This is a genomic window from Vulcanococcus sp. DEBay_Sum22DG08_74 (assembly GCF_017852955.1).
Taxonomy (GTDB): Bacteria; Cyanobacteriota; Cyanobacteriia; order PCC-6307; family Cyanobiaceae; genus Vulcanococcus.
Window position 1 is genome coordinate 1 of record NZ_JAFMKL010000050.1, and the last position, 12,204, is coordinate 12,204.

Consider the following 12,204-nt stretch of genomic DNA (forward strand, 5'->3'; position numbering starts at 1 on the left):
GAATGGGCCATCCTGGACTTGAACCAGGGACCTCACCCTTATCAGGGGTGCGCTCTAACCACCTGAGCTAATGGCCCAGGAAGTGAACCCTCTATGGGGTGACCTAGACAACGTTTAGGAACTAAAAATCAATCGTTGTGCAGTCTTGCGACTCACAGGATTGAAGTTGAGGTACCGATCGACCTAAGGTGACAGGATTTCGGCCTAAGAATAAAAGTACTCAGGCATCAAAATCGTTGTTTGTCTCCCTGTTAGGAGGTGATCCAGCCGCACCTTCCGGTACGGCTACCTTGTTACGACTTCACCCCAGTCATCAGCCCCACCTTCGACGTCCTCCTCCACAAGGGTTGGAGTAACGGCTTCGGGCGTGGCCAACTTCCATGGTGTGACGGGCGGTGTGTACAAGGCCCGGGAACGTATTCACCGCAGTATGCTGACCTGCGATTACTAGCGATTCCTCCTTCACGTAGGCGAGTTGCAGCCTACGATCTGAACTGAGCCACGGTTTATGGGATTTGCTAGCTCTCGCGAGTTTGCTGCCCTTTGTCCGTAGCATTGTAGTACGTGTGTAGCCCAGGATGTAAGGGGCATGATGACTTGACGTCATCCACACCTTCCTCCGGTTTATCACCGGCGGTCTCGCTAGAGTGCCCAACTAAATGCTGGCAACTAACGACGTGGGTTGCGCTCGTTGCGGGACTTAACCCAACATCTCACGACACGAGCTGACGACAGCCATGCACCACCTGTCACTGCGTTCCCGAAGGCACTCTCTCGTTTCCAAGAGATTCGCAGGATGTCAAACCCTGGTAAGGTTCTTCGCGTTGCATCGAATTAAACCACATACTCCACCGCTTGTGCGGGCCCCCGTCAATTCCTTTGAGTTTCACACTTGCGTGCGTACTCCCCAGGCGGAACACTTAACGCGTTGGCTACGACACCGAGGGGGTCGATTCCCCCGACACCTAGTGTTCATCGTTTACGGCCAGGACTACAGGGGTATCTAATCCCTTTCGCTCCCCTGGCTTTCGTCCATGAGCGTCAGTTATGGCCCAGCAGAGCGCCTTCGCCACTGGTGTTCTTCCCGATATCTACGCATTTCACCGCTACACCGGGAATTCCCTCTGCCCCTACCACACTCTAGTCTGTCAGTTTCCACTGCCGAAATGGAGTTAAGCTCCACGCTTTAACAGCAGACTTGACAGACCGCCTGCGGACGCTTTACGCCCAATAATTCCGGATAACGCTTGCCACTCCCGTATTACCGCGGCTGCTGGCACGGAATTAGCCGTGGCTTATTCATCAAGTACCGTCAGATCTTCTTCCTTGATAAAAGAGGTTTACAGCCCAGAGGCCTTCATCCCTCACGCGGCGTTGCTCCGTCAGGCTTTCGCCCATTGCGGAAAATTCCCCACTGCTGCCTCCCGTAGGAGTCTGGGCCGTGTCTCAGTCCCAGTGTGGCTGATCATCCTCTCAGACCAGCTACTGATCGATGCCTTGGTGAGCTCTTACCTCACCAACTAGCTAATCAGACGCGAGCTCATCCTCAGGCGAAATTCATTTCACCTCGCGGCATATGGGGTATTAGCGGCCGTTTCCAGCCGTTATCCCCCTCCTGAGGGCAGATTCTCACGCGTTACTCACCCGTCCGCCACTAACCCGAAGGTTCGTTCGACTTGCATGTGTTAAGCACGCCGCCAGCGTTCATCCTGAGCCAGGATCAAACTCTCCGTTGTAGATCAAATCCTATTGACTGCTCTCACAGCCTCAATTTGATTTGCTTCACCCACTCCAGCACTGGCGCACTGTCGCAGTTGATGCCACTTCCTCTGACAGAAGCGTTCAAAGAGTGCAAAACAAAATTTCTTTCGTTCAGACTTTCCAGGATCTCAGATCCGGTCGTTGCTCCACTCACTGCACACCGACACAACCTTTGACCGTGAAATCAATAGATCATGCAAGCAATGAGCTTCCACAACTAAAAAATTTTTGACGGGACCTCACACCCTCACTGCATCTTCGTTAACCACTCACCTCAGCCTCTCAGCTTCAGCTCGCGACTAACGCAGTGAAAGCGTCAGTTCCTAAACGTTCAGTTGTCCAGGTGCACCGATCGCCACACGCTTCTCAGCTCGACCCTCTCAGGTCTTTCGGGCTCTCGGTCCGCGGCCTCGCGACCGCTTGTTGAACTTACATCACCGAGTTCCCTCGGCTTTCGGTTCACAGCGGCGTCTCAGCCGCTGATCGAACCTACATCACCAGGTCTCCCCAGCTTTCAGTTCGCTGCTCGCTCACCTCTCGGTTTGCTCGCAGCACATAACCATAACACCATCAACCCCCATCCCGTCAAACCCAATCCATGGGGCTGACGAAACCCCAGACCATTTCTAGGGTTTGGCAAGACAGGCGACGAGCGGGAGGCCAGTCCTGGCCAAGCAATTCAGCCAAGAGCGCCTTCGCGTCAGACCCAGCTCGCGCGAAGAGGCGGTCGTTGCGGCAGCAGAGGAGCACTTTGAGAAGACCCTCGTTCGCATCCGCGGTGAACTCGTTGGATCCGTAGCGGCCCTCTCCCATCCCGGCGGTGGGGATGAAGCCCTGAACTACGGCGAGGTCTTCCTGCGGGACAACGTCCCGGTGATGCTCTACCTGCTGCTCAAGGGCCGCTACCAAATCGTTCGCAACTTCCTCGATATCTCCCTGGAGCTGCAGAGCAGCACCTACCAAACCCGCGGTGTCTTCCCCACCAGCTTTGTCGAGGACGGCGACGAGCTCCTCGCTGACTACGGACAGCGCTCCATCGGCCGGATCACCAGTGTCGATGCCAGCCTCTGGTGGCCTGTCCTCGCCTGGCTCTACGTCAAACGCAGCAAGGACTACGAGTTCGGCGCCAGCCAGAAGGTCCAGCGGGGGATCCAACTGCTGCTCGATCTGGTCCTGCACCCCACCTTCGAGGGCACGCCCGTGCTCTTCGTGCCGGACTGCTCGTTCATGATTGATCGCCCCATGGATGTCTGGGGCGCTCCACTGGAGGTCGAGGCCCTGCTCTTTGGCTGCCTCGGTTGCTGCTGCCAGCTGATGGAGCTGGCGCAGAAAAGCCACAACAGTCGATTGCTGGAGCAGCGACTGGTCCTGACCAAGCAGTGGAAATACGACCTACGCCGCTACCTGCTCAAGCACTACTGGGTGACCAGCAAGACGATGCAGGTCCTGCGCCGGCGCCCCACCGAGCAATACGGCGAGCAGCAGTCCCTCAACGAATTCAACGTCCAGCCCCAGGTCATTCCGCCCTGGCTGCAGGACTGGCTCGAGGATCGCGGCGGCTATCTGATCGGCAACATGCGGACCGGCCGGCCGGACTTCCGCTTCTACAGCCTGGGCAATTGTCTGGGCTGCCTCTTTGGTCTGATCACCGCACCCCAGCAACGGGCTCTCTTCCGCCTGGTGCTGCACAACCGCGATGAGCTCATGGCCCAGATGCCCATGCGCATCTGCCATCCACCGCTCGAAGGGGACAAGTGGAGTGAGAAAACCGGATCAGACCCGAAGAACTGGCCCTGGAGCTATCACAACGGAGGCCACTGGCCGAGCCTGCTCTGGTATCTCGGCGGCGCCGTTCTGCTGCATCAACGGCTCTATCCCACGGCCGATGTCCTGCTGATGGGACAGATGCAGGCCATGCTCGAAGAGTGCTACTGGATGCAGCTCAACCAACTGCCAAGGCAGCAGTGGGCCGAGTACTTCGATGGACCAACCGGCACCTGGGTGGGACAGCAGGCGCGGACCTATCAGACCTGGACCATCGTCGGTTTCCTTCTGCTGCATCACATCCTGCGGGTCAAGACCGACGACGTGGACATGCTCGACATCAACGCGCCCTAAGGGCGGGCACAAAAAAGCCCCGGCACGAGGCCAGGGCTGAAGAACACAAGAGCAGGGCTTTGGATCAGAACAGACCCAGGGTCAGGGACTTGTCGATCGGAAGAGCCGCACCGATGCCCAGATAGATGGTGAACACGGTGCCGAACAGGAAGGCACCCATGGCCACGGGACGGCGGAAGGGGTTCTGGAACTTGTTGAAGCTCTCGATGAAGGGCACCAACATCAGACCCAGGGGGATCATGGTCTGCAGAGCGATGCCCAGCAGCTTGTTGGGCACCACGCGCAGGATCTGGAAGACCGGATACAGGTACCACTCAGGAAGGATCTCCAGAGGAGTGGCGAAGGGATCAGCCTTGTCGCCCAGCATCGCGGGGTCGAGAACAGCCAGGCCCACCAGGCAGGCCAGGGTTCCCAGGATCACCACCGGGAAGATGTAGAGCAGGTCGTTCGGCCAGGCGGGCTCGCCGTAATAGTTGTGACCCATGCCCTTGGCGAGCTTGGCCCGCAGCTTGGGATCGCTGAGATCTGGCTTCTTAAGGATGTGCATGAGGGTGACCGACGTTGGAGTCGTTTGTTTCCCAGTGAAGGAAGGCTAGAAACCGCCCTGGGTGTGGCGGAGCCGTCGAAAGAGAAGCCGTCAGGGATCGCAACAAAGCGATCCCCTGGCGGAAATCACAAGGGACCGGAGATGCCCTGCTTCCGGATCATCAGGAAGTGCATGAGCATGAACACGGCCAGCAGCCAGGGCATCACGAAGGTGTGCAGGCTGTAGAAGCGCGTGAGGGTGGCCTGGCCAACGCTCTCGCCGCCGCGCAGCAGCTCAACCATGAAGTCACCGACGACGGGCACGGCTGCGGGAACACCCGAGACGATCTTCACAGCCCAGTAGCCGACCTGATCCCAAGGCAGGGAGTAACCGGTCACACCGAAGGACACGGTGATCACAGCCATGGTCACGCCGGTGATCCAGGTGAGCTCACGGGGGCGCTTGAAGCCGCCGGTCAGGTACACGCGGAAGACGTGCAGGATCAGCATCAGCACCATCATCGAGGCGCTCCAGCGGTGCACGGAGCGGATCAGCCAGCCGAAGCTGACATCGGTCATCAGGTACTGGACCGAGGCGTAGGCCTCAGCCACGGTCGGCTTGTAATAGAAGGTCATCGCGAAGCCGGTCGCGAACTGCACCAGGAAGCAGACCAGGGTGATGCCGCCCAGGCAATAGAAGATGTTGACGTGGGGCGGCACGTACTTCGACGCGACGTCGTCAACGATGTCCTGGATATCCAGGCGCTCGTTGAACCAGTCGTAGACGGGCGATGACTTTCCGCCGGCGGCGGGTGAGGAGTTCGCCATGCAGCGATTGGGTTTGGTTGGCAGAGTCTACCGATCACCTCCTGCCGCTCGTGAGCGCGGCGCCGCTTGTGACATCACCGCCACAAAACCCGACTCCGCGGCGCTCGAGGGAGCTGAAATCCATTGCAGCGCTTGCGCTGTCCTGGTTATTAAGCCTCTGGCTGACCGCCGCACCTGCCCTGGCCCTCAACGATGGCCAACAGCTCGTGGTTGAGAGCTGGCGCCTGGTGAACCAGAGCTATGTCGATCCCGATCGCTTCGACACCATTCATTGGAAACGGCTGCGGCAGAAAGCACTGGAGCGCTCCATCCAGAGCAGTGCCGATGCCTACGACGCCATCGAGGCGATGCTGGCCCCGATTGGAGATCCCTACACCCGCCTGCTGAGGCCAGCTGACTTCCGAACGCTGAAAGCCAATACAGAAGGAAGCGTCAGTGGGGTCGGCCTGCAGCTCGGGATTCGCCAGGACGACACCGCCATCGTGGTCATTGCCCCGCTCGAGGGCTCCCCGGCGGCCGAAGCCGGCATCAGCAGCGCCAGTGTTCTCAAGAGTGTCGATGGTTTGAGCACAGCGGATTTGGGCCTGGAGGCCACCGCGGCCCGTCTGCGGGGCAAAGAAGGCACCTCCGTTCTGCTGGAGCTGATCACCCCGAGCGGCAAATCCCAAGAGGTGGAACTCAGGCGCCGGCAGGTGGACCTGCAGCCCGTCCGCAGCCGCCTGATCCAAACCGCTGGGCATCGCCTGGGCTACATCCGCATCACCCAGTTCGCCGAACCCGTCCCCCAGGAGCTGGCCAAGGCACTGCAGAAGCTGCAAGCCCAGGACATCGACGGCCTGATCCTGGATCTCAGGAACAACTCCGGTGGCCTCGTCAGCGCCGGCCTGGCTGTCGCCAACGTCTTTTTGGATGGGGGCCCAATCGTCGAGACCCAAAACCGTGATGGCTTTAGCGATGCCCAGCAGGCCAGCCGCGGCCAGCTCTATGACGGCCCGATGCTCACCCTGGTGAACGAAGGCACCGCCAGCGCCAGTGAAATCCTGGCTGGGGCCCTGCAGGACGACCAGCGCTCACCGCTGCTTGGCAGCCGGACCTTTGGCAAGGGCTTGATCCAGACCCTGATCGGCCTGGGGGGTGATGGCAGTGGTCTGGCCGTCACCGTGGCCCGCTACCTCACCCCCAGTGGACGGGATATCCAAAACCTGGGGATCGAACCCGACCAACGCCTGGCGGATCCCGAACCGCTCAATCCCGGCGGCGACGGGGACACCTGGCTGGAGATCGCCCTGAACCAACTCGCTGAGCAGATCGAAGCCGGATGAGCGCCCGCACCTATCACGATCCGCTGCACGGGGCGATCCGACTGTCCCGGCGCGAACCCGCCGAAGCCCTGGCGATCGATCTGATCGACACGCCGGTCTTCCAGCGGCTCAGGCGGATCCGGCAACTGGGGCCGGCCTACCTGACCTTCCACGGGGCCGAGTCCAGCCGCTTCACCCACTCCCTGGGGGTCCTGCATCTCGCCCGCCAAGCCCTGGGAAACCTGGGCCGCAGCCATCCCGAACTCAGCGAGCACCGGGGGGTGCTCTATGCCGCGGCCCTGCTGCACGACGTCGGCCATGGCCCCCTCAGCCACTCCGGCGAGGAGATGTATGGACTGCACCATGAGAGCTGGTCCAGTCGACTGATCCGTGAGCACCCCTCGCTCAGGGAGCCGCTTGAAGCCTTTGCCGCGGGCACGGCCGATCAGGTCGCCGACCTGCTGGAGCACGGCCGCTTTCGCAATCCAGCCATCAAGGCGCTGGTCAGCAGCCAGCTCGATTGCGATCGCCTCGATTACCTGCTGCGGGACAGCTACAACACAGGCGCCAGCTACGGGGTGCTCGACCTCGAGCGCATCCTGGCCAGCCTGACCCTGGCCCCCGATGGCCAACTCGCCCTGCAGCCCAAGGGGTTGATGGCTGTCGAGCACTACCTGGTGGTGCGCAACCTGATGTACCGCAGCGTCTACAACCACCGCCTCAATGTGGTCTGCAACTGGCTGCTCAACCGGACCATTGCGCTGGCCCGGGAACTGGGACCCGATCAGGTCTGGGCCGATGCCGTGATGCAGCGCTGGCTCTGGGAACCGAAAACCCTGGATCTGGAGGCTTTCCTGGGCAATGACGACGTGAGAACGGGCTATCACCTGCAGCGCTGGCTGGAGGAGGGACCGGCCCCGCTCCAGCAACTCTGCGGACGGGTCCTCAACCGAGAACTGCTGCGGGCCTCCGATCTCAGCCAGCTCCCCCAGGAGAGGCGTCTGGCGCTACTGGCTCGGGCACAGACCCTGAGTGAGGCGGCCGGACTGCGCCCTGATCTCTGCTGCGGCCTGCACCAGCAGAGCAACCACGGCTATCACCCTTATAAAGGTGGGCTTCGTCTCTGGGATGGGCATCAGCTCGGGGCCATTGAGCAGCGCTCACCGCTGATTCGCAGCCTGATCCAACCAACCCAAACCGCCTGGCTGATTCATCCACCGGAGATCACCCCGGCGATCCGCGAAGCCCTGGCCCTGGAAGTTGCAGCGGGAGATCCCTAAGTTGCACGCCATGCAGGCCGCTCCCCGTCGCTTCCAGCTCAAGCCCCTTCGCAAGGCTGAGGCCTCGGCACTCGATGAAGTCCGCTCCCAACTGGGGGCGACAGATGGCCCTGGAGCTGCCGTGCTGGTCTGCGACGACCGGCTGCTGAGCCTGCCGGACCTGCGCGCCATCGCCGAGCTGCTCCAGCAAGCCCAACAACCCTTGGTTCGCGTCGAAGCCCGGGAGGCCCTGAGCCTGGTTCCCGCAGCGGCGCTTGGGCTCGAAACCGCCCTGATCACAGAGGCACTCCCCGAGCGAAGCCGCCCTTCAGCGGAGGCCAGCGATCTCACCATCCACCGGGGCACCCTGCGCTCGGGCGATCACCTGCAGGTCGATGGCTCCGTGCTGGTGCTCGGAGACGTCAATCCAGGGGCCCGGGTCAGTGCCAACGGAGACGTTCGGGTCTGGGGACGGCTGCGCGGCATTGCCCATGCCGGCCAAGCGGGCAACACCGCGGCCCGGGTCGTGGCGCTGCAACTGCGCCCGCTGCAGTTGCGCATTGCCGACGCCGTGGCTCGGGGGCCTGAGGACCTACCCCCTCCGGGATTCAGCGAGGAGGCACTCCTGCTGGATGGAGCCATTGCCATCCGACCGGCTGAACCGCTCTGGCCCCAGGAGGCTTAACGGTTCACCAAACCAAACGCCCCCAGGCCAGCGGCCACGGCCATGAACCACAGAGGAGAGATCTTGGTGCGCAGCATCAAAAAACAGACGACCGCCGAGACCGCATAGGCGGGGGTGTCGTGATCGGAGATCCGCAGGATCTTCAGGCCAACGGCAAACAGCACCCCGAGGGTGATCGGTCCCATCGCGCGCTCGAAGGCCAGCCGAAAGGGGGAGGTCTTGAAGCGATTCCAACTCAAGGCCGCAATCACCATCAGCAGGGTGGAGGGCAACAGGATCGCCACCTCCGCCATCACCCCACTGAGCAGACCCCAGAGGGGACCCTCCTGAAAGGCCGCCCCCATGCCGAGCAAACCGACAATCATCGAGCTGGGGCCCGGTGCCCCTTCGGCAATGGCGTAGATCTCGGCGAACTGTTGGGAGCTAAGCCAGCAGTACTTGTCGACCGCCATGTAGTGGTACTCCGCCAGCAGCGTGTTCCCGCCGCCCAGGGAAAACAGCGACAGGCTGAGGAAGTCCCAGATCACGGCGATCAAATTGCGCCAATCCCCCAGATGGGCCGGTTGACAGACCGCAGCCAGCAGGCTGGTCATGGCTTTCTCGGCCAATACCAGGCCATCGCCAAGGGGCCCGCCACCAGCACCAACGGCACCAGGCGCACATGGAAGACCGTCATCGCCACAAAGCTGATGGCCGCCAGCAGCAGTGCGACGCGATCCCTCAGGTAGGCGGCGGCAATCTTGAAGCCCATGGACAGGGCCATGCCCGCTGAGGCCGTGATCACTCCCGCCAGGAGACGATCGACTCCCACAGACGTGTGCAGGTAGTAGTAGGCAAGCCCAAGTGCCATCAAGACGCTGAAGGGCAGCAGCAGGATTCCCGCCAGGGCCGCCAAGGCGCCGGTCAGGCCACGGAAATGACTGCCGATATAGATCGCCATGTTGATCTGGTTGGGGCCAGGGAACAGGCGGGCCACCGTCAGGCCAGTGATGAACTCCTGCTTGGTCATCCACTCCTTGTCTTCGACGACGATCCGCTCGCTCCAGGCCGAGAGTCCTCCTCCAAAGGAGGAAAGGGCCACCTGCTGCATGCCCCAGAACAACTGCCGGTGGGTGGGATCCATCAGTCGTGCACGAAGTGGGGGTCCGGCGGCAGCTCGCCCTCCTCGTGATACGCCGGATCTAGGGGATCCGGGGCGCTGTACTTCTTGGCGGACTCCCAGTCGGCGTTGAACGTCTCCGATAGGCGAGCGATCACCTCTGGGGCATCCACCTCAATGCCCAGTTCACGGCGGAGATCAAAGGCGCTGCGGTCGATATTCATCGAACCGGTCATGGCGGCGCGCTCGTCCACCAGGATCAACTTGGCGTGCAGCTTCAACTGCTTTTGGCGCCGGATCTTGACCCCGGCGTGCTCCAGCAAGCGCAGGGAACTGAAGGTGTCGTAGACATCCCAATCGCTCAGGCCGTGCTTGCCGCCGCAGAGCACCCGCACCTTCACCCCCCGCTGCTTGGCGGCCACCAGCCGCTCCAGGATCACGGCGTCCACAAACTTGGGGTGCTGAATGCGCAGCGACTCCTGGGCGCTATCGATCACCCGGGCCATCTGCCCGCGGCTGTGGACGCTGCTCCAGACCAGGCCGACATCGAGGCGGGGCTCAAACGCGCGGCGTTCCCAGTCCGCGTCAAAGCCCGCAATCACCTGCTCGATCACCCGCGGGTCATGGCTCACGACGCCGTAATCACGGGTCTCGGTGAAGTACTTCTCTGAGAGGTTGAAGGTGGCGATGAGGGCCGCCTGACCATCGATCACCATCGATTTCTCGTGGGTGACCGGGAAGCGCTCGCTGGTCCAGGCCACCTCCACTCCCCAGCCCTGAAGCAAGGCAAAGGCCTCGTCATTCCAGCGGTCACCACCGGAGGTGTGGGGATTGAGCATCACCCGAATCCGCACCCCCCGTTGCTGGGCGCGCAGCAGGGCCTGCTCGATGGCCTCGCTCTGCAACTTGAACTGCTTCATCAGCAGCTGGGACTGGGCCTGGTCGATCCAATCCACGACCGCCTGAGCCCCGTCATCGGGCATCACAAGAAGACGTTGACTGGCTGCCATGACGGCCCAGAGCTGACGTCTGATGTCTAGGAAGAAACGGCTGAATTGGCCTTAACCTTCACGCACGTTTCGGTGCGCTGTGGCCTCCAGTAGTCGCTTCATCCTGATCTGCTCAGGCAAGGGAGGTGTGGGCAAAACCACCCTCACCGCCAACCTGGGCATTGCTCTGGCCAGGCAGGGCATGCGGACCGCCGTGCTGGACGCCGATTTTGGCCTGCGCAACCTGGATCTGCTGCTGGGCCTCGAGAACCGCATCGTCTACACCGCCCAGGACGTTCTCTCGGAAACCTGCCGCCTCGAGCAGGCGCTGGTGAAGCACAAGCAGGAGCCCAACCTGGCCCTGCTGCCGGCGGGCAATCCACGGATGCTGGAGTGGCTGAAGCCCGAGGACATGCAAACCATCGCCGAGATGCTCGGCGAGAGCCACGACATCGTGCTGATCGACTGTCCGGCTGGCATCGAGGACGGCTTTAAGAATGCGGCCGCAGCCGCCAAGGAAGCCATCGTGATCACCACCCCTGAGGTGTCCGCCGTGCGGGACGCCGACCGGGTGATCGGCCTGCTCAACACCCGTGGCATCCAGCCGATTCAGATGGTGCTCAACCGGGTGCGCCCCAAGATGATGGCCAACCAGGAGATGTTGGCCGTGGATGACGTCACCGACATCCTGGCCCTGCCGCTGCTTGGCCTGGTGCTGGAGGACGAGCAGGTGATCGTGAGCACCAACCGCGGTGAACCCCTCACCTTGAGCGGATCCAACTCCCCTGCCGCCACCGCCTACAGCAACATCGCTCGGCGCATCTGCGGTGAAGACGTTCCGCTGATTGATCCCTCCAAGGTCAAGCAAGGCTTGCGCGCCAAGCTCAGCCGCCTGATGCAAACCAAGATTTTCTGAACTGATGAGCCTGCGCGAATTCATCGACAAGTTGCTTGGGCGTCAGCCCGCCAGCGCCACCACGGCCAAGGAGCGCCTGCAGCTGGTGCTGGCCCATGACCGCAGCGACCTCAATCCGGAACTGCTGGAGCAGATGCGGCGCGAGATCCTTGAGGTGGTCAGCCGCTACGTCGAGATCGATCTCAGCGAAGGCGATGTCAGCCTGGAAACGGAGGATCGCGTGACCGCCCTGGTGGCCAACCTGCCGATTCGCCGGGCCATCTTCAAACCAACTCCCGAGGCCGCGAGCGAGGAGGAGGCCGAGGAGCCCGCAAGCGAAGACGCGCCTGCGGCCAGCGAAACAGCCACGGAGGAAGGCGAACCCGAGCCCATCGTCAGCCAGGGCTGATCCAGGGGAATGCTTGGGGCAGTTGCCTCTCTCCATGGCTGCCCCCTCAGGCCTTCAGCCCACACCAGCCGAGCGGCGGGTCCTCTCTGAGTTGCGAGACGGCAAAAGCAACGGCTCAATCGCGGTCAGCCTCAGCCTCAGCCGACGCACGGTCGAATCCCATCTGTCGCGGCTGCTGGCCAAAACCGGTTGCCGCAACCGCACCCAGCTGCTGCTCTGGTCCATGGCCGAGCGATAAGCTCTGAGCAGGGGCCAGGCCCCGTTGCCGGCTTAGCTCAGTGGTAGAGCAGCGCTTTTGTAAAGCGAAGGCCATCGGTTCAAATCCGTTAGCCGGC

12 protein-coding genes, 2 tRNA genes and 1 rRNA gene are annotated in these 12,204 nt (G+C 61.9%); 8 read left to right on the plus strand and 7 right to left on the minus strand.

Annotated features, from left to right (window positions below; translation table 11 throughout):
- Nucleotides 1-3: 3 nt before the first annotated feature.
- Together QZ184_RS06975 and QZ184_RS06980 are read right to left on the minus strand one after the other, a co-directional pair.
- A tRNA-Ile gene (locus tag QZ184_RS06975) sits at nucleotides 4-77 on the minus strand.
- A 174-nt stretch (nucleotides 78-251) separates the two neighbouring features.
- Nucleotides 252-1,736, minus strand: a 16S ribosomal RNA gene (locus QZ184_RS06980).
- A gap of 691 nt (nucleotides 1,737-2,427) precedes the next feature.
- Between QZ184_RS06980 and QZ184_RS06985 the strand changes: the two genes are divergently transcribed.
- Nucleotides 2,428-3,879, plus strand: a complete 1,452-nt coding sequence (locus QZ184_RS06985) for a glycoside hydrolase 100 family protein (protein WP_247479771.1) — start codon at nucleotides 2,428-2,430, stop codon at nucleotides 3,877-3,879.
- A gap of 64 nt (nucleotides 3,880-3,943) precedes the next feature.
- On the opposite strand, the gene petD is transcribed toward QZ184_RS06985, so the two are convergent.
- The gene (gene petD, locus QZ184_RS06990; protein ID WP_010315067.1) at nucleotides 3,944-4,426 is read right to left on the minus strand and encodes a cytochrome b6-f complex subunit IV; all 483 of its coding nucleotides are present in this window, start codon (nucleotides 4,424-4,426) and stop codon (nucleotides 3,944-3,946) included.
- A gap of 125 nt (nucleotides 4,427-4,551) precedes the next feature.
- The gene (gene petB, locus QZ184_RS06995) at nucleotides 4,552-5,232 is read right to left on the minus strand and encodes a cytochrome b6 (protein WP_010315065.1); all 681 of its coding nucleotides are present in this window, start codon (nucleotides 5,230-5,232) and stop codon (nucleotides 4,552-4,554) included.
- A gap of 17 nt (nucleotides 5,233-5,249) precedes the next feature.
- Between petB and ctpZ the strand changes: the two genes are divergently transcribed.
- Genes ctpZ through QZ184_RS07010 form a run of 3 tightly spaced genes read left to right on the plus strand, consistent with a single transcriptional unit; the run spans nucleotide 5,250 to nucleotide 8,477 of the window.
- A complete protein-coding gene (gene ctpZ / locus QZ184_RS07000; protein WP_296416653.1) occupies nucleotides 5,250-6,554 on the plus strand; it encodes a carboxyl-terminal processing protease CtpZ in 1,305 nt (434 codons plus the stop codon).
- Complete coding sequence (locus QZ184_RS07005; RefSeq protein WP_296418744.1) at nucleotides 6,551-7,813, plus strand: HD domain-containing protein; 1,263 nt, start codon at nucleotides 6,551-6,553, stop codon at nucleotides 7,811-7,813. The genes ctpZ and QZ184_RS07005 overlap by 4 nt, the downstream gene beginning before the upstream one ends.
- Nucleotide 7,814: 1 nt before the next feature.
- Nucleotides 7,815-8,477 carry a septum site-determining protein MinC gene (locus tag QZ184_RS07010; RefSeq protein WP_296418749.1) on the plus strand — a complete coding sequence of 221 codons (663 nt, stop codon included), beginning with the start codon at nucleotides 7,815-7,817 and terminating at the stop codon, nucleotides 8,475-8,477.
- On the opposite strand, the gene QZ184_RS07015 is transcribed toward QZ184_RS07010, so the two are convergent.
- The 3 genes from QZ184_RS07015 to QZ184_RS07025 are packed head-to-tail and all read right to left on the minus strand — an operon-like array spanning nucleotide 8,474 to nucleotide 10,586.
- Nucleotides 8,474-9,070, minus strand: a complete 597-nt coding sequence (locus tag QZ184_RS07015) for a chromate transporter (protein WP_296416656.1) — start codon at nucleotides 9,068-9,070, stop codon at nucleotides 8,474-8,476. The genes QZ184_RS07010 and QZ184_RS07015 overlap by 4 nt on opposite strands.
- A complete protein-coding gene (locus QZ184_RS07020; RefSeq protein ID WP_296416657.1) occupies nucleotides 9,067-9,600 on the minus strand; it encodes a chromate transporter in 534 nt (177 codons plus the stop codon). The genes QZ184_RS07015 and QZ184_RS07020 overlap by 4 nt, the downstream gene beginning before the upstream one ends.
- Complete coding sequence (locus tag QZ184_RS07025) at nucleotides 9,600-10,586, minus strand: phospholipase D-like domain-containing protein (protein WP_296418747.1); 987 nt, start codon at nucleotides 10,584-10,586, stop codon at nucleotides 9,600-9,602. The genes QZ184_RS07020 and QZ184_RS07025 overlap by 1 nt, the downstream gene beginning before the upstream one ends.
- A 79-nt stretch (nucleotides 10,587-10,665) precedes the next feature.
- On the opposite strand from QZ184_RS07025, the gene minD reads away from it, so the two are divergent.
- From minD to QZ184_RS07045, 4 genes are all read left to right on the plus strand, one after another.
- Nucleotides 10,666-11,481 carry a septum site-determining protein MinD gene (gene minD, locus QZ184_RS07030; RefSeq protein ID WP_010315049.1) on the plus strand — a complete coding sequence of 272 codons (816 nt, stop codon included), beginning with the start codon at nucleotides 10,666-10,668 and terminating at the stop codon, nucleotides 11,479-11,481.
- Nucleotides 11,482-11,485: 4 nt separating this feature from the next.
- Complete coding sequence (gene minE, locus QZ184_RS07035; protein WP_010315047.1) at nucleotides 11,486-11,869, plus strand: cell division topological specificity factor MinE; 384 nt, start codon at nucleotides 11,486-11,488, stop codon at nucleotides 11,867-11,869.
- A 34-nt stretch (nucleotides 11,870-11,903) separates the two neighbouring features.
- Entirely contained in the window at nucleotides 11,904-12,107 is a 204-nt protein-coding gene (locus QZ184_RS07040) for a helix-turn-helix transcriptional regulator (protein WP_247479589.1), read from the plus strand.
- Nucleotides 12,108-12,133: 26 nt separating this feature from the next.
- Nucleotides 12,134-12,204 (plus strand) — tRNA-Thr (locus QZ184_RS07045).